The organism is Streptomyces sp. NPDC005402 (genome assembly GCF_040606575.1).
GTDB lineage: Bacteria > Actinomycetota > Actinomycetes > Streptomycetales > Streptomycetaceae > Streptomyces.
In genome coordinates, this window is the sequence record NZ_JBEXFB010000041.1 from 16599 (window position 1) to 39707 (window position 23109).

18 protein-coding genes are annotated in these 23109 nt (G+C 71.1%); 8 read left to right on the top strand and 10 right to left on the bottom strand.

What is annotated here, in order from left to right:
* Positions 1-247: 247 nt before the first annotated feature.
* The 4 genes from ABZT02_RS42850 (at position 248) to ABZT02_RS42865 (ending at position 4016) form a co-directional block, all read left to right on the top strand.
* Positions 248-1471, top strand: a complete 1224-nt coding sequence (locus tag ABZT02_RS42850; protein ID WP_356028133.1) for an NADP-dependent malic enzyme — start codon at positions 248-250, stop codon at positions 1469-1471.
* Between the two features lie 707 nt (positions 1472-2178).
* Positions 2179-3144 carry a zinc-binding dehydrogenase gene (locus ABZT02_RS42855; protein ID WP_356028135.1) on the top strand — a complete coding sequence of 322 codons (966 nt, stop codon included), beginning with the start codon at positions 2179-2181 and terminating at the stop codon, positions 3142-3144.
* A gap of 105 nt (positions 3145-3249) precedes the next feature.
* On the top strand, positions 3250-3459 hold the full coding sequence (locus tag ABZT02_RS42860; RefSeq protein ID WP_007384656.1) for an HTH domain-containing protein: 210 nt from the start codon (positions 3250-3252) through the stop codon (positions 3457-3459).
* Entirely contained in the window at positions 3459-4016 is a 558-nt protein-coding gene (locus ABZT02_RS42865; RefSeq protein WP_356028138.1) for a Clp protease N-terminal domain-containing protein, read from the top strand. The genes ABZT02_RS42860 and ABZT02_RS42865 overlap by 1 nt, the downstream gene beginning before the upstream one ends.
* 118 nt (positions 4017-4134) lie before the next feature.
* On the opposite strand, the gene ABZT02_RS42870 is transcribed toward ABZT02_RS42865, so the two are convergent.
* Together ABZT02_RS42870 and ABZT02_RS42875 are read right to left on the bottom strand one after the other, a co-directional pair.
* Positions 4135-5202 (bottom strand): helix-turn-helix transcriptional regulator, encoded by a 1068-nt coding sequence (locus ABZT02_RS42870; protein ID WP_356028141.1) that lies wholly within the window; start codon positions 5200-5202, stop codon positions 4135-4137.
* 1 nt (position 5203) lies between these two features.
* Entirely contained in the window at positions 5204-6244 is a 1041-nt protein-coding gene (locus ABZT02_RS42875) for a DUF4097 family beta strand repeat-containing protein (RefSeq protein WP_356028144.1), read from the bottom strand.
* A gap of 147 nt (positions 6245-6391) precedes the next feature.
* Between ABZT02_RS42875 and ABZT02_RS42880 the strand changes: the two genes are divergently transcribed.
* On the top strand, positions 6392-7237 hold the full coding sequence (locus tag ABZT02_RS42880) for a hypothetical protein (protein WP_356028147.1): 846 nt from the start codon (positions 6392-6394) through the stop codon (positions 7235-7237).
* A gap of 409 nt (positions 7238-7646) precedes the next feature.
* Here ABZT02_RS42880 and ABZT02_RS42885 read toward each other — a convergent pair whose 3' ends face one another.
* The 5 genes from ABZT02_RS42885 to ABZT02_RS42905 form a co-directional block, all read right to left on the bottom strand.
* Positions 7647-7826, bottom strand: a complete 180-nt coding sequence (locus tag ABZT02_RS42885; RefSeq protein ID WP_018544467.1) for a DUF6104 family protein — start codon at positions 7824-7826, stop codon at positions 7647-7649.
* A gap of 87 nt (positions 7827-7913) precedes the next feature.
* The gene (locus ABZT02_RS42890) at positions 7914-11720 is read right to left on the bottom strand and encodes a multifunctional oxoglutarate decarboxylase/oxoglutarate dehydrogenase thiamine pyrophosphate-binding subunit/dihydrolipoyllysine-residue succinyltransferase subunit (protein ID WP_356028150.1); all 3807 of its coding nucleotides are present in this window, start codon (positions 11718-11720) and stop codon (positions 7914-7916) included.
* Between the two features lie 292 nt (positions 11721-12012).
* Positions 12013-13119: an ATP-binding protein gene (locus ABZT02_RS42895; RefSeq protein WP_356028152.1), complete on the bottom strand. Its 1107-nt coding sequence runs from the start codon at positions 13117-13119 to the stop codon at positions 12013-12015.
* Positions 13116-13853: a response regulator transcription factor gene (locus tag ABZT02_RS42900; RefSeq protein WP_031038660.1), complete on the bottom strand. Its 738-nt coding sequence runs from the start codon at positions 13851-13853 to the stop codon at positions 13116-13118. Before ABZT02_RS42900 ends, ABZT02_RS42895 begins: the two co-directional genes overlap by 4 nt.
* 123 nt (positions 13854-13976) lie before the next feature.
* Entirely contained in the window at positions 13977-14654 is a 678-nt protein-coding gene (locus ABZT02_RS42905; protein WP_356028155.1) for a spermidine synthase, read from the bottom strand.
* On the opposite strand from ABZT02_RS42905, the gene ABZT02_RS42910 reads away from it, so the two are divergent.
* The gene (locus tag ABZT02_RS42910) at positions 14635-15615 is read left to right on the top strand and encodes a rhomboid-like protein (protein WP_356028157.1); all 981 of its coding nucleotides are present in this window, start codon (positions 14635-14637) and stop codon (positions 15613-15615) included. The genes ABZT02_RS42905 and ABZT02_RS42910 overlap by 20 nt on opposite strands.
* On the opposite strand, the gene ABZT02_RS42915 is transcribed toward ABZT02_RS42910, so the two are convergent.
* Positions 15612-16412, bottom strand: coding sequence for a GNAT family N-acetyltransferase (locus tag ABZT02_RS42915; protein ID WP_356028160.1), 801 nt, complete (start codon positions 16410-16412; stop codon positions 15612-15614). The two genes, ABZT02_RS42910 and ABZT02_RS42915, sit on opposite strands and share 4 nt — an antisense overlap.
* A 617-nt stretch (positions 16413-17029) precedes the next feature.
* Positions 17030-17686 (bottom strand): GNAT family N-acetyltransferase, encoded by a 657-nt coding sequence (locus ABZT02_RS42920; RefSeq protein WP_356028162.1) that lies wholly within the window; start codon positions 17684-17686, stop codon positions 17030-17032.
* 178 nt (positions 17687-17864) lie between these two features.
* Between ABZT02_RS42920 and lon the strand changes: the two genes are divergently transcribed.
* Entirely contained in the window at positions 17865-20279 is a 2415-nt protein-coding gene (gene lon / locus ABZT02_RS42925) for an endopeptidase La (RefSeq protein ID WP_356028164.1), read from the top strand.
* A gap of 101 nt (positions 20280-20380) precedes the next feature.
* On the opposite strand, the gene ABZT02_RS42930 is transcribed toward lon, so the two are convergent.
* A complete protein-coding gene (locus ABZT02_RS42930; protein ID WP_356028167.1) occupies positions 20381-21214 on the bottom strand; it encodes a lysozyme in 834 nt (277 codons plus the stop codon).
* Positions 21215-21448: 234 nt separating this feature from the next.
* Between ABZT02_RS42930 and ABZT02_RS42935 the strand changes: the two genes are divergently transcribed.
* Positions 21449-21943: a MarR family transcriptional regulator gene (locus tag ABZT02_RS42935; RefSeq protein ID WP_356028170.1), complete on the top strand. Its 495-nt coding sequence runs from the start codon at positions 21449-21451 to the stop codon at positions 21941-21943.
* The last annotated feature ends 1166 nt before the right edge of the window (positions 21944-23109 follow it).

The window sequence follows — 23109 nt, forward strand, 5'->3', positions numbered from 1 at the left end:
TCCGGTGATCGATGATCGATTTCCGTTCCGGCATGTGACCTTGGACGTATTGGACTCGTCCTCGACGCCGGTCGTCCGGTAAGAAGGTTCTTTACACCCCTCATCCGGGGCTCAGGGCGCGTGTGCGGCGCGCCCGTCGTGTACCGGCCCGTACGCATCAGTGACCAGGGCCGTACGCGGTGCCCGCCCACTTCTCAACCAGGAGTGGCCACCCTCAAAAGCATGAAGACCTAAGGGGTAAGACAAAGTGGCAGCGGAGATCGTCAATCCTCGCAGCGACAGCAATACGGGACAGGACGGAGGGGCCGAGCCCCTCGATTCCTTCGACCCCGCGTTCGCGCTGCACCGCGGCGGCAAGATGGCTGTGCAGGCCACCGTGCCGATCCGCGACAAGGACGACCTGTCCCTGGCGTACACGCCCGGCGTGGCGAAGGTGTGCAGCGCCATCGCCGAGCAGCCGGACCTCGTCCACGACTACACGTGGAAGTCGTCGGTCGTCGCCGTCGTGACGGACGGTACGGCCGTGCTGGGGCTCGGTGACATCGGGCCCGAGGCCTCCCTCCCGGTGATGGAGGGCAAGGCGATCCTGTTCAAGCAGTTCGGCGGGGTGGACGCGGTTCCGCTCGCACTGGCCTGCACCGACGTCGACGAGATCATCGAGACCGTGGTCCGTCTCGCGCCGTCCTTCGGCGGCGTGAACCTCGAGGACATCTCGGCTCCCCGGTGCTTCGAGATCGAGCGGCGGCTCCAGGAGCGCCTCGACATTCCCGTGTTCCACGACGACCAGCACGGGACCGCGGTCGTGACGCTGGCCGCCCTGCGCAACGCCGCCCGGCTGAGCGGGCGGTCCATCGGAGATCTTCGTGCGGTGATCTCCGGTGCGGGCGCGGCGGGCGTGGCCATCGCCAAGATGCTCGTCGAGGCGGGCATCGGGGACGTCGCCGTCGCCGACCGCAAGGGTGTCGTGTCCGCCGACCGGGACGACCTCACGTCCGTGAAGCGGGAGGTCGCCGGGTTCACGAACAAGGCGGGCCTGTCGGGATCGCTGGAGGGTGCGCTGGCGGGCGCGGACGTCTTCATCGGCGTGTCCGGCGGTACGGTCGCGGAGTCCGCGGTCGCCTCCATGGCGGAGGGCGCCTTCGTGTTCGCGATGGCCAACCCGACCCCCGAGGTGCACCCCGAGGTCGCGCACAAGTACGCGGCCGTGGTGGCCACCGGGCGGTCCGACTTCCCGAACCAGATCAACAACGTGCTGGCGTTTCCGGGGATCTTCGCGGGGGCGCTGCAGGTGCGGGCCTCGCGGATCACGGAGGGCATGAAGATCGCGGCGGCGGAGGCGCTGGCGTCGGTGGTCGGTGACGATCTTGCGGCGGACTACGTGATTCCGTCCCCGTTCGACGAGCGGGTGGCTCCGGCGGTCACGGCGGCGGTTGCCGCGGCGGCTCGGGCGGAGGGTGTTGCTCGCCGCTGAGCTGTGTTCGGCGTGAGGCGGTCCCGTCCGGGTGGGGTTCCGGGCGGGGCCGTGTCTTTGCCGTGGGGGGCGGCTGATCGGGTTACTTGCGGCGGGTGTGTCTGCGGGTGTGTCTGCGGGTTCGGTGGGGGCGGGCGTTTTGCGCAGTTCCCCGCGCCCCTGGGTGCCTGCGGCGGCCTCCGGCGGTTGGGCGGGGGTTTCGGGCCGGGTTGTGGGGTGTCTGCGGGCGGGTGGGGGTGATCGCGCAGTTCCCCGCGCCCCTGGGTGCCTGCGGCGGCCTGGTTCGGCTTCGGTGGGGGCTTGTGTAGCGCGTTGGGTTCGGTGGGTGGGTCGGGGCCGGGGTGGGGGGTATCCGTCCTCGGTCCGGCGGCTCGGTTGCTTCAGTTGTGCTCGGTGACGGACGCCGGCCGCTGCGGGCGGACACCCCCCACCCCGTCCCCTTCTCGCCGTACGCGGCTGACGGCCCCTCATGGCGCACGGCGGGGAAATGAACGGTCCGTCATAGCGCAGGTACCTGCAACTCCCCAGGGGCGCGGGGAACTGCGCGACCGGCCCCCACTGTCCCGCGGCCGCCCGACTACCCCATCTGGCACCCCCTAGGCGCCCCGCCCAAGCCCAGCGCAGCGGCCCGGTGCTTTTGCAAGTGGGTATGTGTCACAACGCGTCCCGGTTCCCCTGTGCCGTCGGCGGACCCTATCGTCAAGGTCATGTTCGCTGTCTATGCCGCCCGGATCGACCGCGACAACCCGCTTTCGGGACTGGAGTCGGGGGAGCGCCCAGCCCCCGTAGCCCGCCCGGGTTGGAGCGTCGTCGACGTCAAGGCCGCTTCCCTCAATCACCATGACCTCTGGTCCCTGCGCGGCGTGGGCCTCGCGGAGGACAAGCTTCCGATGATCCTCGGCTGTGACGCCGCCGGTGTCGACGAGGACGGCAACGAGGTCGTCCTGCACTCCGTCATCGGGCAGAGCGGGCACGGGGTGGGTCCCAAGGAGCCGCGGTCCATCCTCACCGAGCGCTACCAGGGGACGTTCGCCGAGCAGGTGGCCGTGCCGACCTGGAACGTGCTGCCCAAGCCGAAGGAGCTGTCCTTCGCGGAGGCCGCCTGTCTGCCCACGGCCTGGCTGACGGCGTACCGGATGCTGTTCACGAATGCCGGGGTCCGGCCCGGTGACTCCGTGCTGGTGCAGGGCGCGGGCGGTGGTGTCGCCACGGCCGCGATCGTGCTCGGGAAGGCCGCGGGGCTGCGGGTCTTCGCCACGAGCCGGGACGAGGCCAAGCGGAAACGTGCCCTGGAGCTCGGGGCCGTGGAGGCGCTGGAGTCGGGCGCGCGGCTGCCGCAGCGGGTGGACGCCGTCATCGAGACGGTGGGTGCGGCCACGTGGTCGCACTCCGTGAAGTCGCTCAAGCCCGGCGGCACGCTGGTCATCTCCGGTGCCACGAGCGGCGACCGCCCCTCACACGCCGAACTGACCCGGATCTTCTTCCTGGAGCTCAAGGTCGTGGGCTCGACGATGGGCACCAAGGACGAGCTGGAGGACCTGCTCTCGTTCTGCGCGGCCACGGGTGTGCGGCCCGTCATCGACGAGGTGCTGCCCATGGACCGAGCCCGTGAGGGCTTCCAGCGGGTCGAGTCCGGTGAGCTGTTCGGGAAGATCGTGCTCAGCAACGGCTGATCCCCTCCTTTCCTCTTTCGTCAGCGGCCGGTCCGGGTGTGGACCGGCCGCTGACGTTTGTCAACCATGGTTGACTTATGGGTCTTGTCAACATAGGTTGACATCATGACCGAAGCAACGGATCTCGCCGAGCGCGCCGGTGATCGCGATCCCCGGGTCGGACTGCGCGCCGTCGCCGCACTGCGCAGGCTGCTGGAACAGCTGGAGTCGGTGCAGGTGCGCAGTGCGCGCAATCAGGGCTGGTCGTGGCAGGAGATCGCCGCGGAACTCGGAGTGAGCAGGCAGGCCGTGCACAAGAAGTACGGGAGGCATTGATGTTCGAGCGGTTCACGAAGGACGCCCGCGCGGTGGTCATGGGCGCGGTCGAACATGCCGAGGGGGCGGGGTCCGTGGACGCCGAGCACCTGCTGCTCGCCCTGCTGGACCAGGAGGCCGGCCGGGCCTCCTTCGCCCTGGCCGCTCTCGGGCTCGCCGACCGCGGGGACGCCGTACGGGAGGCGCTGGGTGAGGCGCGGCGGCGGGCCGGGCTGTCCCAGGCGGACACAGAGGCGCTGGCCGGGCTCGGTATCGACGTCTCGGAGATCGTCGCCCGGGTGGAGGAGGTGCACGGAGTCGGAGCGATGTCCGGCGACCGGAAGGACAAGGGGTGGTGGTCCGGGAGGCGCTCCTTCGGACGGGGCGCCAAGGAGATCCTGGAAAAGGCTCTCCGGATCGCGATGGCCCGACGGGACCGCCATATCGGCGACGAGCACATCCTGCTGGCCCTCACGGTCAGGCCGGGGGTGTCCGGGGAGGTGCTCGCCGATCACGGGGTGACCTACGAGTCGGTCGTGCGCGTCCTCTACGGCGGGGGAGAGGCGAAGGCCGGCTGAGCGGGACGACGGGGATCCGTGTGACGGGTGCTCCGGGTGTCCGAGGGCCGTCCGCTCCGGCAGTACGGCCCGATCCGGTCGGGCCGGAAAGCTGTCGTACTGCCGGAGTCCGGTCGGTTCACGCTCTCGGTGTCCGCAGGAGTGCCCCTATGTGCGCCGCTGCCGTCGACAGGTGGCGGCGGGCGTCCCGGAACTGGTCCGCCGTGACGCCGTGGTCACGGGCCGCGTCACGGATGTCGTCGCGGAAGCGGTCGAGCAGGCGGTCCAGGTCGCGGGCCGGATCCCCGGTCGGGTCCTCATGGGCCCACGAGGGCTCGTACTCGGCGGGGAAGTCCTCCGGGGTGTGCGAGTACTGGGGGCCGGGTGACATCCCCTCGGCCTTCTCGGACCTCGCGCCGCCCCGGCCGAAACCGAAGTCCTTCCCGAACTCCTTGCCGTAGTCCTTACCGAACTCACCGAACTCCTTGGCCAGTTCGGTCAGCCCCTCGCGCACTCCGGTCGGCCAGTCGCCCCGCGCGAAGTGGTCCTGCACCTGCTCCTGCACCCGCCGGGCGATCCGCTGCACCTCCTCCTGTGCCTGCTCCCGGGCCCGGTCCTGGGCCTCCTTGGCCTGACGGCGGGCCCGCTGGGCCTCCTCCCGGGCGCGGCGGCTCTCGTCCTTGGCGCGCCGGGCCTGCTCCTTCCACTCCTGCTTGACGCGGCGCATCTCCTCCCTGGCGGCGCGCCACGCCTCCTTGTCGGCGTACTCCGTGAAGTCCCCGAAGGGACCCTCCGGTTCGCTCTTCCCGCCGCCGCCCCGGCGGGCCTCGGTGGCGGCGGCCCGCACCTCGCGCCGCAGATCACCCGCCGCGCCCCGCACATCTGCCCGGATCTCGGCGGCGAGCTCGGCGACCGACTCGCGGATCTCCAGCTCCAGGTCGGCCAGTTCACCGCTGCGGTCGGCCAGCTCGGCGCGGCCCGCGTCCGTGATGGCGTACACCTTGCGGCCGCCCTCGGTGGTGTGGGTGACCAGGCCCTCCGCCTCCAGCTTGGCCAGCCGGGGGTAGACGGTGCCCGCGGAGGGGGCGTACAGGCCCTGGAAACGCTCCTCCAGGAGCCGGATCACCTCGTAGCCGTGGCGCGGGGCCTCGTCCAGCAGCTTCAGCAGGTAGAGACGGAGGCGGCCGTGGGCGAAGACGGGGGGCATGTCAGAGCACCTTCTTGTCGGTCGTGCCGTCGGCCGGGCCGCGGGTCGGATCGTCGGTGGGGCCGTCCGTGGAGCCGTCCGTGGGGTGGGGGCCGTCGGCCGGGCCGGAAAGGGAATTGTCCCCCGAGGCGCCGCGCTCGCCGTCCACCGGGTCGGCCGCGTCGGCCGGTCCGGTGCCCGTGTCACCGTCCTTCACGAAGGGATCCGTCTCCCATGGCTCCTCCTCGTCCTCCCGGGGTGGGCGGCGCAGGAGGGCGATGGAGCCGGAGACGGTGGTCGCGCGGAGCTTGCCGGTGCCGGCTCCGAGGCGGCCCGTGACTTTGTGGGCGCCCCACTGGCCGTGCACGCGCAGGCCGTCGAAGGCGTTGGAGATCGTCCCGCTCGCGGTGTTGGCCTCCACCTCCGCGTCCGCGGGCTGGGGGAGCCGGATGGCGATCTCGCCCGAGACACTGGTCAGCCGGACGTCGGTGGGGCCCTCCGGGTCGAGGTCGACGATCATCGAGCCGCTGACCGAGTCGGCCCGCACGGACGGGCCGGAGCCCTCCACGACGGTGAGATCCCCGGAGACCGAGTTGAAGCGCAGGTCGCCGGTGACGGCCTGGGCCTCCAGGTTCCCCGAGACGGTGTCGGCGCGGACGGGGCCGGAGAGGCCGACGAGAGTCGTGTCGCCGTTGATCCCCTTCACCACGGACGGGCCGCGCACCCCCGACACGACGGCCGCGGCGCTGACCACCCCCACCTCGACGCGGGTGTCGGCCGGTACGGCCAGTGAGACGACCGCGCTGCGCCGCCAGCCCTTGCGATCGAGCCACTTGAGGAAGCCCTTCCAGGGCAGGTCCTCGTAGGCCACCGTGAGGGTGTCGCCCTCCAGCGTGACGACCAGGGGCGGGCCCTCGATCTCGGAGACCTCCAGGCGGGTGGAACCTTCGTCGATGCCCACGACGTTGACTGTTCCGTTGACGATGCGGACGTGCAGATCGCTCAGAGGGACGTCGAATTCGAGCTTGTTGGGCTCAGCGACGAACCACTCGGACTTGGGCATGGTGCGGACCTCCCCGTAGTAACGCGCCATATCGCGTCTCTTGTCATTCACGATATATCGTGGCGAATGAAAGTCAAGACACTCTTTCTGGGGACCTCCGACGCTGCGAATATGACCAATCGCGGCATATCGCCCTAGCGTGTGACCATGTCGACGGAAGCCACCTCCCGTACCGGTCGCACCGGCCCCGCCCCTGGTGCCCTGCTGCTCTGCCGGGCCGAGCCGGATTCCGTCGCCTCCGCCGCCCAGCTGCTGCGTGAGCGGATGCTGCTCACGCGCGCGGGGGAGGGGTGGAGCGTCCTCGTGCCGGAAGGCAGGCCGTGGCTGGACGGTGCGGAGCCGGTCGACCGTGTCTTGACCGGATGGGCCACCGCCCTGGCCGTGGGCGCTCCCTGGCCCGTCCTCGCCCTGTGGTGGGACGCCGACCGCGCCGGCTACACCCTCGCCTCCGGCTTCCGTCGCCCGGTCGGCTACATCTGGCTCACCAACGGCACCCCGGCCGGCGAGGACGAGGCGATGCGCACCTTCGCGGCCCGCCTGGCCCTCGACCCGGTCCTGGACGTCCAGTCCCTCGACCGGCTCACGAAAGTCGACCCCGCCTCCGACGCCCGCGCCCGCCTGCGCGGCCTGCTCGCGGTCCTCACGCGCGTGGGCCTGGACCTCCCCGCCGGCCTCGCTCCCGGCGAACCGGCCGACCGCCTCCGCGACGCGGTCCGGGACCTGCCGGACACCCGCGCGGTCGAGGGGGAGGGGCAGCAGGAAACGGTCCGCGGCGAACTCGAAGTGGTCGCGGGCCGCCGGCTGACGCCCTGGCTCCCCTGGTCCGGAGACCCGAAGGCCTACGCCCTCGCCCTGGCCCAGCTGGCGGCCGGCCTCCCCCTGGCCGCCTGGGGCCTACGACACCGCAGCGCCGGCTGGCTCACGGCGGGAGCGCTGCTGCTGGCGCACGGGGCGTTCGGGCTGTCGTACGGCTTGACGCACCCGCGCGACTGAACACGAGCGGGCGCAGCACAGGGGGCGCTCCGGGGAGTGCCCTGCACGGCGTTGGCTCTCTTCGGCGGTGGCTGGCTCACGGGGCGGGAGCGCTGCTGCTGGCGTACGGCTTGACGCGTCCGCGTGAGTGACCCCGAGCGGGCGCAGCACAGGGGTGCCCCGAGGAGTGCCCCGTACGGTGTTGGCTCTCTTCGTCGGTGGCTGGTTCACAGCGGGGGCGCTGCTGCTGGCGCAGGGCGCGCTCGGGCTGTCGTATGGCTGACGCATCCGTGCGACTGAACACGTGCGGACGCGGCGCAGGGGGGTGTCCCGAGCAGTGCGCGCGGCAGACACATGAAGGGCGTCGGCGGCAGCGAGGGGCGGACGCACAAAGGGCGCCCCCGAAGGAGCGCCCCACACCCCATGGGCCCTACTCGTCGTCCTCGTCGTCCAGCCGGGCCAGCCACGTGGCCAGCCGCTCCACCGGTACCTCGAAGTCGGGATTGAGGTCGACGAAGGTCCGCAGCTGCTCGGCGAGCCACTCGAAGCTGACCTCCTCCTCGCCGCGCCGCTTCTCCAGTTCCTCGATGCCACGGTCCGTGAAGTACATGCCGTCAAGGATAAGTGCGCCGAAACGGCCGGGCCGCACCCCTCCGAAGAGGGATGCGGCCCGGTCACGTACTGCCCGCGCAAGCGGTTACGCCTCGAACACCTCACGCACCAGCTGCTCCTGCTCCGCCTGGTGCCGCTTGGCGGAACCGACGGCCGGGGAGGAGCTGTGCGGGCGGGAGATCCGCCGCAGGCGCTCGCCGTGCGGGACCTCCGCGCCGACCGCCAGGTCCAGGTGGTCGATCAGGTTGAGGGCGATGAAGGGCCACGCGCCCTGGTTCGCCGGCTCCTCCTGCGCCCACAGGTACTTCTCGGCGTTCGGGTACTTGGCGATCTCCGCCTGGAGCTCGGTACCCGGGAGCGGGTACAGGCGCTCGATGCGGATGATCGCCGTGTCCGTGATGCCGCGCTTCTGACGCTCGGCCTCGAGGTCGTAGTACAGCTTGCCCGCCACGAAGACGACCTTGCGGACCGCGGCGGCGTCCACGGACGTGTCGCCGATGACCGGGCGGAACTGACCCGACGTGAACTCCTCCGTCTTCGACGCGGCGGCCTTCAGGCGCAGCATCGACTTCGGGGTGAAGACCACCAGCGGCTTGTGGTGCGGGTTGTGCACCTGCCACCGCAGGAGGTGGAAGTAGTTCGACGGCAGGGTCGGCATCGCGACCGTCATGTTGTTCTGGGCGCAGAGCTGCAGGAAGCGCTCCACCCGGGCCGAGGAGTGGTCCGGGCCCTGGCCCTCGTAGCCGTGCGGGAGCAGCAGGGTGACGCCGGACGTCTGGCCCCACTTCTGCTCCGCCGCCGAGATGTACTCGTCGACGATCGTCTGCGCGCCGTTGACGAAGTCGCCGAACTGCGCCTCCCACAGCACGAGCGCGTCGGGGCGGGCCAGCGAGTAGCCGTACTCGAAGCCCATGACCGCGTACTCGGACAGCAGGGAGTTGTAGACGTTGTAGCGGGCCTGGTCCTCGTTGAGGTACTGGAGCGGGGTGTGCTCCTCGCCCGTCTCACGGTCGATGAGGACCGCGTGGCGCTGGCCGAAGGTGCCGCGCTGGGAGTCCTGGCCGGACAGGCGGACCGGGGTGCCCTCCAGGAGCAGGGAACCGACGGCCAGCGTCTCGCCCATGCCCCAGTCGATCGTGCCGTCCTCGACCATCGACGCCCGGCGCTGCAGCTGCGGCAGCAGACGCGGGTGGACGTGGAAGGTGTCGGGGATGTTGACCTGGGACTCGGCGATCCGCTTCACGACCTCCGCGGAGATCGCGGTGTTCACGGCGACCGGGAACTCGGCCTGCGGGTCGGAGACGGGACCGGCGGCCGACTGGGCCGTGACGGCCTCGCGGACCTCGGTGAAGACCTTCTCCAGCTGGCCCTGGTAGTCCTGCAGCGCCTGCTCGGCCTCTTCCAGGGTGATGTCGCCGCGACCGATGAGGGACTCGGTGTACAGCTTGCGCACCGAGCGCTTCTTGTCGATCAGGTCGTACATCAGCGGCTGGGTGAACGCCGGGTTGTCCGACTCGTTGTGACCGCGGCGGCGGTAGCAGATGAGGTCGATCACCACGTCCTTGTTGAACGCCTGGCGGAACTCGAAGGCCAGCCGCGCGACGCGGACCACGGCCTCCGGGTCGTCGCCGTTCACGTGGAAGATCGGGGCCTCGATCATGCGGGCCACGTCCGTCGCGTACATGGAGGAACGCGAGGACTCCGGGGCGGCCGTGAAGCCGACCTGGTTGTTGATGACGATGTGGACCGTGCCGCCGGTGCGGTAGCCCCGCAGCTGCGACATGTTCAGGGTCTCGGCCACCACGCCCTGGCCCGCGAAGGCCGCGTCACCGTGCAGGGCGACCGGCAGGACCGTGAAGTCCGTGCCGCCCTTGTTGATGATGTCCTGCTTGGCGCGGACGATGCCCTCGATGACCGGGTCGACCGTCTCCAGGTGGGAGGGGTTCGCGGCCAGCGAGACCTTGATCTGCTCGCCGTCCAGGCCGGTGAAGGTGCCCTCGGCGCCCAGGTGGTACTTCACGTCGCCGGAGCCGTGCATCGACTTCGGGTCGAGGTTGCCCTCGAACTCGCGGAAGATCTGCGCGTACGACTTGCCGACGATGTTCGCCAGGACGTTCAGCCGGCCGCGGTGGGCCATGCCGATGACGACCTCGTCCAGGCGGGACTCGGCGGCCGAGTCCAGCACCGCGTCGAGCAGCGGGATGACGGACTCGCCGCCCTCCAGGGAGAAGCGCTTCTGGCCGACGTACTTCGTCTGCAGGAAGGTCTCGAAGGCCTCCGCGGCGTTCAGCCGGCGCAGGATGCGCAGCTGCTCCTCGCGCTCCGGCTTGGTGTGCGAGCGCTCGATGCGGTCCTGGATCCACCTGCGCTGCTTGGGGTCCTGGATGTGCATGAACTCGACGCCGGTGGTGCGGCAGTACGAGTCGCGCAGCACGCCGAGGATGTCGCGCAGCTTCATCAGGGACTTGCCGGCGAAGCCGCCGACCGCGAACTCCCGCTCCAGGTCCCACAGGGTGAGGCCGTGCTCGGTGATGTCCAGGTCGGGGTGCTTGCGCTGGCGGTACTCCAGCGGGTCGGTGTCGGCCATGACGTGGCCGCGGACCCGGTAGGAGTGGATCAGCTCGAAGACGCGGGCGGCCTTGGTGACGTCGTCGTCGTGCGAGGCGTCGATGTCCTTGAGCCAGCGGACCGGCTCGTAGGGGATGCGCAGCGCCTCGAAGATCTCGTCGTAGAAGCCGTTCTCGCCGAGGAGGTAGTTCGCGACGACGCGCAGGAACTCGCCGGACGCGGCGCCCTGGATCACCCGGTGGTCGTAGGTCGACGTGAGCGTCATGACCTTCGAGATGCCGAGCTTGTTCAGGGTGTCCTGGCTGGTGCCCTGGAACTCCGCCGGGTAGTCCATCGAGCCGACGCCCATGATGACCGACTGGCCGGGCATCAGACGCGGGACCGAGTGGACGGTGCCGAGGCCGCCCGGGTTCGTCAGGGAGACCGTGACGCCCGAGAAGTCGTCCATCGTCAGCTTGCCGTCACGGGCGCGGCGGACGATGTCCTCGTAGGCCTGCCAGAACTCGAAGAAGTTCAGCGTCTCGGCCTTCTTGATGCCCGCGACGACGAGCTGGCGGTCGCCGTTGGGCTTCACCAGGTCGATGGCGAGGCCGAAGTTGACGTGCGCGGGCTTGACGAGGGTGGGCTTCCCGTCCTTCTCCGCGTAGTGCCAGTTCATCGACGGCATGGCCTTGATGGCCTGCACCATCGCGTACCCGATGAGGTGCGTGAAGGAGATCTTCCCGCCCCGGGCGCGCTTGAGGTGGTTGTTGATGACGATGCGGTTGTCGAAGAGCAGCTTCACCGGGACCGCGCGCACGGACGTGGCCGTGGGCAGCTCCAGGGAGGCGTTCATGTTCTTCGCGACCGCGGCGGCCGGGCCGCGCAGGGTGACCATCTCGGGGCCCTCCGCGGAGGCACCCCCGGCGGCCGGCTTCGCGGCGGGCTTCGCAGCGGCCGGCTTCGCGGCCGGAGCGGCCTGAGCCGGAGCGGCGGCCTTGGCCGGCGCGGGAGCCGCGGCGGCCGGCTGGGCGGCCGGAGCAGCCGCCGGGGCCTGCGCGGGAGCCTGGGCCGGGGCGCTGGGTGCCGGGACGGCGGACGGAGCGGTGGTGGTCTCCGCGGCCCCCGCGGCCGCGGTACCCGCCGCAGCCGGAGCGGCGGCCCCCGACTTGTAGTCGGCGAAGAAGTCCCACCAGGCACGGTCTACCGAATTCGGGTCCTGGAGGTACTGCTGATAGATCTCGTCGACGAGCCACTCGTTCGGCCCGAACGCGGCAGCGGGGTTCTTGCCCGCTTGGTCTGCGTCGGTCGAGATGCTGGAGTTACTGGGGGACTGTGGCGACACGGCGGCAACCGCCCTCTTCCGCTTCACAAGGTGATGGACAGCGGAAATAAAGGCTACGCCCCCCAGACGGTGAAGGTCAGGCCGGGCCCGTCCATCGTCGTGTAAGTCACATCAAAGAGCGGGTTTCGGGGGTGAAAATGGCGGGAAACAAGCGGGGTTCCGGTAGGTGAACCCGACCGCGGGAAACGCCGAGCGGGGCTCTGCGCGACTGCGGCGCGGCCCTCTGCCTGATCACACGTGTCCGTCAGCGCGGAACAGAGATGGATCTTGTGGCTCCGCTTCGCACTTTACGTCAACTTGGCAGAGATGGAAGGCCCGGCAGGGTGACAAGAATCCTGCAGCCCCGCTCGGATTCGGCCACTCCGATCCGGCCGCCGTGCAGATCCACCGCCCAGCGGGCGATCGCGAGCCCGAGCCCGGTGCCGCCGTCGCTGCCCGGACCGTGCGGCCGCATGACCTGACCGCGGTTGAAGCGCTCGAAGACGCGGTGCCACTCCGAGCGCGGAATGCCGGGGCCCTCGTCGAGAACCTCCAGCAGCAGCGACTCGGGCAGCGCCCCGCGCCGCGCCTTGACCGTCACCCGTCCGTGTGCCGGGCTGTGCTTGACGGCGTTGTCGATCAGGTTGGCGACGACCTGGTGGATGCGCTCCGGGTCGGCGTGCGCGGTGAGCTCCGGCGGGGACACGTCCAGGTGCAGATGGACGTCGTTGCGGGTGTGACTGCCGGACCCGGACGCGATGCCCGCGCGCGCGGTGGCGACCATGTTGGCCTCCTTCAGCACGCCCGACAGGTACGGCCACACCTCGAAACGGCGCTTCTTCAGCGGTACGACGCCGTTGTCCAGGCGGGACAGGTCCAGCAGCGTCTCCACCAGCCGGCCGAGCCGCTCGGTCTGCTTCAGGGCCGTGCGCATGGTCTCGGGGTCGGCCTGGGTGACCCCGTCGACGATGTTCTCCAGCACGGCGCGCAGGCCCGCGATGGGCGTGCGCAGCTCGTGGGAGACATTTGCCACAAGTTCCTTGCGCTGGCGTTCCTGGGCCTCCAGGTCGTCCGCCATGCGGTTGATGGTCTGGGCCAGGTCGCCCAGCTCGTCCCGGCGGTTCTCGCGGACCCTGCGGGTGTAGTCGCCGTGCGAGATGGACCGGGCGACCGCGTTCATGTCGTCCAGGGGCGCGGTGAGCGAATGGGCCACGAACTGCGTAATGAGCAGTGTGGCGATCATCGAGAAGACCGTGATGAAGCGCAGCTCGGTGGCTGTGCGCATCGCGATCATCATCAGCCCGGTGGTGATGAGGACCGCGATGACGACCAGCGCGCCCAGCTTGGTCTTGATCGAGAACGGGCTCACACCGCCCCACGGTTCCCTGGCGCTTCTCCGGCCGGCCGGACCCTCGCTCATGGCGTCGGCGTCTCCAGCGCGTAGCCCACGCCGTGCACCGTGCGGATCCGCTCGGCGCCGATCTTCCGGCGCAGTGCCTTGATGTGGCTGTCGACGGTCCGGGTGCCGGAGGCGTCCGCCCAGTCCCACACCTCGGCCAGCAGCTGCTCACGGGAGAGCACCGCGCGCGGGGTGTTGGCCAGGCACACGAGCAGGTCGAACTCGGTCGGAGTGAGGTGGACGTCCTCGCTCCGCACCCGCACCCGGCGCTGCGCGTGGTCGATCTCCAGCTCGCCGAGCCGCAGGATGCCGCTTCTGGGCGTCGCGGCGGCCAGCGCGGCCCGCTCGACGCGGCGCAGCAGCACGTGCACACGCGCGGCCAGCTCACGCATCGAGAAGGGCTTGGTCATGTAGTCGTCGGCACCGACGCCGAGCCCGACCAGCATGTCGGTCTCGTCGTCACGGGCCGTCAACATCATCACCGGCACCGGACGGGCGGCCTGCACACGGCGGCAGACCTCCAGACCGTCGAAGCCGGGCAGCATGATGTCGAGGATCAGCAGGTCCGGCTGCCAGGCCTCGGCCGTGTCGACCGCCGACGGACCGTCGACCGCCGTTTGCACGAGGAATCCCTCGGCGCGCAGGCGGGTCGCGATGGCGTCGACGATCGTCGGATCGTCCTCGACGACCAGGACCCGGCGCTGTGCGCCCGGGGTAGCCGTCGAACCGTTGTGGGAGGTGTGTGTCTGCTCCATCGCCCGCCCCTGGGGAGTGCTTTCCGGAACCATGTGGGGTGATTCCTTGTCTGCGCATGACTGCGATTGACGCTTGAATGATCGGCGTAGGGGAGCAGAGTACGGGGAGACATCACCCCTTTGCTATCCAGGTCGGACGCCGAGATGCACGACGTCGGGTACGCCCCGGGCAACCGGGATCTCCTCGGTACGTACCTGTTGGAACCCGGCATTTGCTAGGGATTGCTCAAATTCCGCAGAAGGTTTCGCCGACCACACGGCCAGTACCCCGCCCGGCTTCAACACCCTTGCGCAACTTGTGAGTCCGGTACGCGCGTAGAGCCCGTGGTTGCCGTCCGTGACCGTCCAGTCGGGCCCGTTGTCGATGTCGAGGCACAGCGCGTCGAAAGTGGCGCATGTCTCATTGACGAATCCGACTAGATCCGTTTCCAGAATGTTCGTCCGGGGATCGGTGAGCGCCTCGGCCGAGAGTGCCGAGAGCGGGCCCGCGCGGTGCCAGTCGATGATCGCCGGTTCCCGCTCGACGACCGTGATCCGGCCCCAACGCGGGTTCGCGGCCGCGTGTGCGAGCGAGAAGCCGACGCCGAGGCCGCCGATGAGGACGTGCGGTGCGGGGCGGTCGTCGAGCGCGGAGAGCGCCGCGTCGACGAGCATCCGCTCCGAGCGTCCGTCGGAGGTGTCCATCAGGAAGCAGCCGTTGGCGATGATCTGGAGCAACTCGCCGTGGCGCCGCAGGACTACCTCTCCGTACGGGCCCTCGCGACGGTCCAGGACTTCGGGAATGTCGTACGAGGTGGGCACCGGCCCATTTTGGCAGCTTCGGCGTCCGGTCCGGGGCTCCTTGAGAAGTCCCTGTGAATCGGGGCCCGGGTGGCGCAGGTCACAGACAAGGGGCGGGTGGGGCGCGAAGGGTGGGGTGCGACGGAAGGAGCAGCTCACCTTGGAACGGACCGTGCCCCCAGCCCCTTCCGACGCACCCCCACCGGAAGCACCTGTCTCCGACGCGTGTGTTCCGGACGTGGCCGGACTGCTCGACGGGATGCCCCGGCAGCGGGCACGGTGCGCGACGGGTGCCGCCGGGACACCGGTGACACCACCGGCAACGGCCGCCCCGGACACCCGACTTCGCGTCCCCCGGCTCCAGCGGCTGCTCCCCACACCCACCGGGACACCCGTCACCTTCGTCTACGGTGCCGTCCTGGCCGTCGTCTCACTGGGCACCGCGCATCTGGACCCCGCCCTCGTGCACACCCTGCACCAGGGCTCCAGCACCGATGTCGCGCACCTGGTGCGGACGCCCGTGCTGGTGCTGGTGGCCAGCGCGTTCTGGATCGCCGGCGGGATCCTCTCGCCGTACGCCCTCGCCCTGTTGTTCGTCCTCACCGCGCTGGAACGGCGGATCGGCGGCGCGCGCACGGCCGGTGTCTTCCTGCTCGGGCATGTCGGGGCGACCCTCGCCACGGAGGTACCCACAGGCCTCGCGGTCCTGGTCGGGCATCTGCCCGCCAGCTCGCTGCACCGACTCGACTACGGCGTCAGCTTCGGCGTGGCCGCGAGCCTCGGCGCGCTGGCGGGACTGCTCCGGCCGTGGCTGCGCTGGCCGTTGCTCGCCCTGTTCGGCTGGCTGCTGGTGACCGACCTGATCGCGTTCACCGACCCGCTGACCGACTGGGGCCATCCGATCGCCCTGACGATCGGTGTCGCGACCTGGCCGCTGGTCCGGCGCGGGCATCGGGCCCGGCAGCTCCTCCCGGCCGGTTAGCCGGCCGGTGGGGTCCAGACGTACGGCGTGATCGTGGTCACCGCGTGGAAGCCGAGCCGGCGCAGGATGGGCGCGCTGTCGTCCGACGCGTCCACGTGCAGACAGGTGACCCCGCGGGAGACGGCGAGAGCGGCGCGTACGGCGACCAGGGCACGGTAGATGCCCCTGCCCCGCCACTCGGCGAGCGTGGCACCGCCCCACAGGCTCGCGAACTCCGTGCCCGCGCGGAACACCAGCCAGGCGGCGCACACCACTTCGCCGTCCGCCTCGGCCACGTACACCGCGATGTCGTCCGGCGCGGTGGCGACCCGGCCGATCAGATCGTCGGCGAGCCAGCTCCGGTCCTGGCCCCACACCACCGACTCCATCGCGGCGATCCGGCGCATGTCCGCGTCCGCCGTGACCCGGCGCACGGTGACGCCGTCCGGCACCGTGGGCTCTCCCACGGCCATCCCGGCGGCCCGGGCGACCAGTACCGTCTCCCGCTCCTCGGGCACGAAACCGGCCGCGCGGAGTCGTGCGGTGAGGTCGGCCGGGGTGTCGTGGGAGCGGGTCTTCCACTCGACGGCCTCGCCGCGCGCCGCGAAGAAGTCACGCTGCCGCACGATGAGTTCGTCCAGCGCCTCACCCTCCACGCCGAGGTCACGCGGCCCGCTCACGAACCCGCGGAACTGGCCGACGATCCGCAGCAGCGGTCCGTCCTGCTCGCGCGTCACCCCGGTGGGCAGGGTGGGGGGAGCGCCGCGCATCTGGTCGTCGTAGGCGGAGAGGAGCGGCGCTGTGTCCGTCGTGGTCATGGTCGTTGGTTCCCCTGGTCTTCTCGGTGGTCGTCGCCCCGCACGCGGGCGTGGAGTCGCTGGTGCTGCCGGCCGTCCGCGGGGAGGAGGGCGTGGCGCACGGTGCCCTCCAGCCGGAGGCGGCCTTCTGCCCGGTGCGGAGGAGGTTTCGCCGTGACGGCGTGGCTGAGGGTGATGCAGTGTGGTCCGGGGAGGCCCGGCGCCCGGTGGGTCGGGCGGCGGCCCGCGTCCGGTACCCCGTAGGTGATCCCGGCGTGACCGCGCCGCAGATCCGGGTTGATCCCGGCATCGGGGCCGGGACGGTGTCCGGCCCGGCCATGGCCCGTATCGCACCCGTCTCCGGCCGCTCCCGCGTCTGTCCGGCGCGGCCGCGGGCCTCGTCCTCGGTGGGCGTGGGCAGCGGGTGCCGCCGCAGCGTGGCTCGCGGTCACCGGGGCGTCGGCGGCCAGGGCGCGCCACGGGCGCGGTGCCGGCCGTCGGGAAGATCCGGCGTCGGCCGGGCGTTGTCCGCCGTGCGGCCGGCGGGAACCACCGGAGGTATCGGGGTGATCACCGGCGCAGCATGACAGAGGCCGTCCCCGGCCGCCTCCGGGTTTCCCGCGGGCGGTGACAGACGGTCACGCGCCGTCCGGTCCCACGAACTTCGCACTGGTGAGCGGAGCTTCCACATGCCAGCCCAGAGACTCGTACAGTGCCCGTCCCGCCGGAGTTCCGGCGAGGACGCCGGTCTCCGCCCCCGTGCGCGCCGCCACGGCCTGGAGGGTGCGCATGACGAGGCTGCCGAGCCCTCGGCGCTGATGAGCTGCCACGGTCTCGATCTGGTCGAAGACGGCGGTGGCGCCGGTCGGGGCGACCTGGCCGCGGGCCGCGAGGGAACCGTCGGGCGCGGCGACGAGCACGCGCGTGACGCCACCGGTGGACCAGGTGCGCAGCCGGTATCCGGCGGGGGCGGCAGGCCGTTCCTGCCGCGCGGTCAGCGGGACCGTCATCAGATACCCGGGCTCCGGATCCACCCACCAGCCCTCGCCGAGCCAGCCCCCGACCACCGACGGGTCCTGGAACACCTTCAGCCACACCCCGGCCCCCGTCACCCCGGCCGCGACCTTGCGCACGAGCTCCTCGTCCACGCCGTCGCCCAGCGCGTCGAAGACGTGCCGCGACACCTGCGCGACCTGCCCCACGTCGACGGTGAAACCCCACGGCTCCCGCTCCGGTGGCGCCGCCCCGCGGGACACGACCCAGCCGGACACCCACGCCTGTACGACTCCGTCCACGGTACCCCCAGTAATAGCCGTTTGCGGTATGTGTCTATTACTGGGTGACCCTAGGCCCCGAAGGTCCGATTCCGGCAGCCGTGATCGCCGACAGCGAACAGGCAAGCGGATGGGGAACATTCGAAAGCTCATGTGCATTGAGTCGGCATAGCTCAACTTGACTGCCGAAGGGGAGATCATGGCTTCGACGTCCACACCGCTCACTCTGCCTGTGCTGCCGCTCGACGACGAGGTCGTGCTGCCCGGAATGGTGGTCCCGCTCGACCTGAACGACGCCGACGTCCGCGCCGCGGTGGAGGCCGCCCAGGCCGCCGCCCGCTCGGAACCCGGAAAGCCGAAGGTGCTCCTGGTGCCACGCATCGACGGCACCTACGCGAGCACCGGTGTGCTCGGCACCGTCGAGCAGGTCGGCCGGCTGGCCGACGGCGACCCGGGCGCGCTCATCCGCGGCCGGAGCAGGGTGAAGATCGGTGCGGGGACCACCGGCCCGGGCGCCGCCCTGTGGGTCGAGGGGACCACGGTCGACCAGGCCGTCCCCGACCCGCTGCCCGGCCACGTCACCGAACTGGTCAAGGAATACAAGGCCCTCGCCACCACCTGGCTGCGCAAGCGCGGCGCCTGGCAGGTCGTGGACCGGGTGCAGGCCATCGACGACGTGTCCGCCCTCGCCGACAACTCCGGTTACTCGCCCTTCCTGACCACCGAGCAGAAGGTCGAACTGCTGGAGACCGCCGACCCGGTCACCCGCCTCAAGCTCGCCACCCAGCAGCTGCGCGACCACCTCGCCGAACAGGACGTCGCCGAGACCATCGCGAAGGACGTCCAGGAGGGCGTCGACAAGCAGCAGCGGGAGTTCCTGCTCCGCCGTCAGCTGGAAGCCGTACGCAAGGAACTGCGCGAACTCAACGGCGAGCAGGAGGGCGAGGAGTCCGACGACTACCGCGCCCGCGTGGAGGCGGCCGACCTGCCCGAGAAGGTGCGGGAAGCCGCCCTCAAGGAGGTCGACAAGCTGGAGCGGTCCAGTGACCAGTCCCCGGAGGGGCCCTGGATCCGCACCTGGCTGGACACCGTCCTCGAACTGCCGTGGAACGAACGGACCGAGGACGCGTACGACATCCAGGGCGCCAAGGCGGTCCTCGACGCCGAGCACGCGGGCCTGGAGGACGTGAAGGAGCGGATCACCGAGTACCTGGCGGTGCGCAAGCGCCGCAACGACCGCGGTCTCGGGGTCGTCGGCGGCCGGCGCGGCGGTGCCGTGCTGGCGCTCGTCGGGCCTCCCGGTGTCGGCAAGACCTCGCTCGGCGAGTCGGTCGCGCACGCCATGGGCCGCAAGTTCGTCCGCGTCGCCCTCGGTGGCGTACGGGACGAGGCGGAGATCCGCGGCCACCGGCGGACGTACGTCGGCGCGCTGCCCGGCCGGATCGTCAGGGCGATCAAGGAGGCCGGGTCGATGAACCCGGTGGTCCTGCTCGACGAGATCGACAAGGTGGGCTCCGACTTCCGCGGCGACCCCGCGGCCGCCCTCCTGGAGGTCCTGGACCCGGCGCAGAACCACACGTTCCGCGACCACTACCTGGAGGTCGAACTCGACCTGTCCGACGTGGTGTTCCTCGCGACGGCGAACGTCCTGGAGGCCATCCCGGAGGCCCTGCTCGACCGTATGGAGCTGGTCCGCCTCGACGGCTACACCGAGGACGAGAAGATCGTCATCGCCCGTGACCACCTGCTCCCGCGCCAGCTGGAGCGGGCGGGGCTCGCCAAGGACGAGGTCGTCATCGACGAGAGCGCGCTGCGCAAGCTCGCCGGCGAGTACACGCGCGAGGCGGGCGTCCGCACCCTGGAGCGGTCCGTCGCGAGGCTGCTGCGCAAGGTGGCGGCCCAGCACGAACTCGGCGAGCGGGAACTGCCGTTCACCGTCACCGACGAGGAACTGCGCGGTCTGATCGGACGTCCGCACCACGTGCCCGAGTCGGCCCAGGACCCCGCGGAACGCCGTACGGCGGTCCCCGGTGTCGCCACCGGCCTCGCGGTCACCGGAGCGGGCGGGGACGTGCTCTTCGTCGAGGCGTCGCTGGCCGACCCGGAGACGGGTGCGGCGGGTCTGACGCTGACCGGCCAGCTGGGTGACGTGATGAAGGAGAGCGCGCAGATCGCCCTGTCCTTCCTCCGCTCGCACGGCGCCGAGCTCGAACTGCCGGTCGGCGATCTGAAGGACCGGGGCGTGCACATCCACTTCCCGGCGGGCGCGGTCCCGAAGGACGGCCCGAGCGCGGGCGTCACCATGACGACGGCGCTGGCCTCGCTGCTCTCCGGCCGCCTGGTCCGCACGGACGTGGCGATGACGGGCGAGGTCTCGCTGACCGGCCGGGTCCTCCCGATCGGCGGCGTGAAGCAGAAGCTGCTCGCCGCGCACCGCGCCGGGGTGACGACCGTGATCATCCCCAAGCGCAACGAGGCCGACCTGGACGACGTCCCGGCGGAGGTGCTGGACAAGCTCGACGTCCACGCCGTCACCGACGTTCGCCAGGTCCTGGAGCTGGCGCTGTCCCCGGCGACCAACGGGGCGGCACCGGAGGTTCCGGTGGCGGCGTGACGCCGTAGTCCGCCGGCGGGCTTTGCCCGCGGCTGCCGGAAGAGGTGAAGGCCCGGGTTCTCGTGAGGGAGGCCCGGGCCTTCGCCGTACGTCGGGGCAGGTCAGCCGTAGGCGAGTGCCTGCACCCGGTCGAGCGTTCCGTTGAAGCGGTCGTGGTCACCGACCGTCGGGCCGGAGGAGGTGTACTGCCACATGGTGTACGTGCTCCAGCCGGCCGGGAGGGTGCCGGCCGTCGAGGCGTACCGGGCGATCCACAGCGGGTTGGCGGAGAAGCCGCCGTAGTTGCCGGTGCACTGGTTCCACCACGTGGTCGCGGTGTAGATGACGGCCTGACGGCCGGTGCGCGCCTTGTACTGGTTCAGGAAGTCGCGGATCCAGGTGACCATCGCGCTCGGCGACTTGTCGAAGCAGGCGTCGCCGTACGGGTTCCACTCGATGTCGAGCACGCCGGGCAGCGTCCTGCCGTCCTTGGACCAGGCGCCGCCGTGGTCGACGAAGTAGTCGGCCTGCGTTGCGCCGCTCGTGGTGTCCGGGGTGGCGAAGTGGTAGGCCCCGCGGATCATCCCGACGCCGTAGGAGCCGGTGTACTGCTGGGAGTAGTGGGGGTTCGTGTAGTACGTCCCCTCGCTCGCCTTGGTGTACGCCCACCGGACGCTGCTGTTCCACAGGGTCGGCCAGGCGACGTTGCCCTGGTAGCTGGCGACGTCGACCCCCTCCGTCTGGGTGGCGCGGGTGTCGGCGGGCAGACCGCCCTGGCCGTCATGCGCTACGACGCCCATTCCCATGTGGGCGGAGCCGCGGGCCGGGGTGGCGGTGGCCTCGGGGGATTCCGCGGCCGAGGCGGGGGCCGCGTGGAGCAGGGAGAACGCGGTGAGCAGGAGTCCGACGAGGAAGAGGCGTCGGGGACGTATCGGTCCGGGTCTGTGCACGGGCATGGCGTGCCTCCGAAGGCTCGGTGATGCTCGGTGGGGGACAGGGGGAGACCATGTTGGACTGACGTGAACATGCCAGCCGCCGCTCGGTGGAGACGCTCCGTACGGGGACGAGGCGGTGGGAAGAGGGACCGGCGACTGCCATTGGTCCAGCCCTGCGAAATACTTACGGAGCTGCGGTGATGTCGCAATTTGGCGGAAACCTTCACGACCGGGAAATTCAAGGCAGGGGCTGACGTGCACGAAGAGGGAAACGGCGGTGGTGGCCGGGGCGCGGCCGACGCGGCGCCGAGCGGTGTTGATCAGCCCGGATTCCTGGCGTTGGAACGCGAGTTGACCGTCCTGCTGCGCCGCGCCCGGGCCAACCAGGGTGAGATGGCCCGCGAGGTCCATCCCGACCTGGAGTCGGCGGCTTACGGACTGCTCGTCCGTCTGGATGAATGCGGCCGCCAGCGCGCCACCGAACTGGCCGGCTACATCGGTGTCGGCAAGGCCACGATGTCCCGCCAGCTGCGCGCCCTGGAGGACCTGGGCCTCGTCGCCCGCGAACCCGACCCGGCGGACGGCCGGGCCTGGCTGGTCGACCTCACGGAAGAGGGCCGCTCCCGGGTACAGAGGGTCCGCGACGCACGCCGGGCCCGGTACGCGGGCCGCCTGGCGCACTGGGATCCGGGAGAGGTCACCGAACTGGCCCGACTGCTGCACCAGCTGAACCGGGGCATGGAGAAGTAGGCGACCCCCAGGACGGCGACGTTCCGCCGGACGAGGTCGTGGTGGTGCAGCGCACTGCGACCCAGGACGGCGTTTCGCCGGACGAGGTCGTGGTGGTGCAGCGCACTGCGCGGGCGTGCGGTCCGGTCGGGCGGATGTCGTGGTGGCGCCGGGTCGGCGCTGCCGAGCGCGCCGGGCGGGCGGCTGCTCCGTTCGGGCGCGTGTTGCGGTGGGGTGAGGTCGACGCTGTTGGGCAAGCCGCTGGGCGGCCCGTACCGACGGGTGCCTGTCGCGGCGGTGCCGGGTCGATGCGTCGCAGGTAGCGCGTCGGGCGGGTGTTGGGGTGGTGTCGGGTGGCGCGGCCGAGCGCGTCGGGGTGGTGGCTGGCCTGCTGCGGCCGGGTGCTCGTCGTGCCGGTGCCGGTGCCGGTGCCGGTGCAGGTGCCGGGTCGATGCGTCGAGAGCGGGCGCGTGGTCCGGCCGGGGGGAGGGTGGTGCGGCCTGGTGCACCGGGTTGCGGTCGTTGCGGCTGGGTGCCCGTCGTACTGGTGCCGTGCCGACGCGTCAAGCAAGCCGGGCAGGCGGCTGCTCCGGCCGGGTGTTGGGGTGGTGTCGGCCGAGCGCGTCGGGTGATGGCCAGCTGCGGCTGGGCGGGGTGTTGCGGCGCTGCCGAGCGCGCTGCGCAGGCGAGCGGTCCGGTCGAGCCCCGGTTGTGGTGGAGCCCGGTGGGCGTTCTCGAGCGCGTCGGGTGGCGGTCTGCGGCCGGGCGCCCGCTGTGCCGGTGCCCGATGTCGTAGCGCGTCGTGTGGGGGTCGGCTTCGACTGGGTGCCCGCGGTGGCGGTGTGTGGTCGGGGTCGGAGGTCATGCCGTGGGGGTCCGCTTCGGCCGGGCCTCCGCCTGGCCGGTGTCCGCTCGATGTCGTAGCGCGTCGTGTGGGGGTCGGCTTCGACTGGGTGCCCGCGGTGGCGGTGTGTGGTCGGGGTCGGAGGTCATGCCGTGAGGGTCCGCTTCGGCCGGGCCTCCGCCTGGCCGGTGTCCGCTCGATGTCGTAGCGCGTCGTGTGGGCGTCGGCTTTCGACTGGGTGCCCGCGGTGGCGGTGCGCGGTCGGGGCCGGAGGTCACGCCGGCGGGGTCGGCTCCGGCCGGGCCTTCGCTGTGCCGGTGTCCGCTCGATACCGTGGTCCGCC

Bases quoted from the DNA above. Each gene is read 5' to 3' on its own strand.
- ABZT02_RS42855 (WP_356028135.1), top strand. From the start codon at position 2,179: ATGTTCGCTGTCTATGCCGCCCGGATCGACCGCGACAACCCGCTTTCG.
- ABZT02_RS42860 (WP_007384656.1), top strand. From the start codon at position 3,250: ATGACCGAAGCAACGGATCTCGCCGAGCGCGCCGGTGATCGCGATCCC.
- ABZT02_RS42865 (WP_356028138.1), top strand. From the start codon at position 3,459: ATGTTCGAGCGGTTCACGAAGGACGCCCGCGCGGTGGTCATGGGCGCG.
- ABZT02_RS42870 (WP_356028141.1), bottom strand. From the start codon at position 5,202: ATGCCCCCCGTCTTCGCCCACGGCCGCCTCCGTCTCTACCTGCTGAAG.
- ABZT02_RS42875 (WP_356028144.1), bottom strand. From the start codon at position 6,244: ATGCCCAAGTCCGAGTGGTTCGTCGCTGAGCCCAACAAGCTCGAATTC.
- ABZT02_RS42880 (WP_356028147.1), top strand. From the start codon at position 6,392: ATGTCGACGGAAGCCACCTCCCGTACCGGTCGCACCGGCCCCGCCCCT.
- ABZT02_RS42885 (WP_018544467.1), bottom strand. From the start codon at position 7,826: ATGTACTTCACGGACCGTGGCATCGAGGAACTGGAGAAGCGGCGCGGC.
- ABZT02_RS42895 (WP_356028152.1), bottom strand. From the start codon at position 13,119: ATGAGCGAGGGTCCGGCCGGCCGGAGAAGCGCCAGGGAACCGTGGGGC.
- ABZT02_RS42900 (WP_031038660.1), bottom strand. From the start codon at position 13,853: ATGGAGCAGACACACACCTCCCACAACGGTTCGACGGCTACCCCGGGC.
- ABZT02_RS42910 (WP_356028157.1), top strand. From the start codon at position 14,635: ATGTCGTACGAGGTGGGCACCGGCCCATTTTGGCAGCTTCGGCGTCCG.
- ABZT02_RS42915 (WP_356028160.1), bottom strand. From the start codon at position 16,412: ATGACCACGACGGACACAGCGCCGCTCCTCTCCGCCTACGACGACCAG.
- lon (WP_356028164.1), top strand. From the start codon at position 17,865: ATGGCTTCGACGTCCACACCGCTCACTCTGCCTGTGCTGCCGCTCGAC.
- ABZT02_RS42930 (WP_356028167.1), bottom strand. From the start codon at position 21,214: ATGCCCGTGCACAGACCCGGACCGATACGTCCCCGACGCCTCTTCCTC.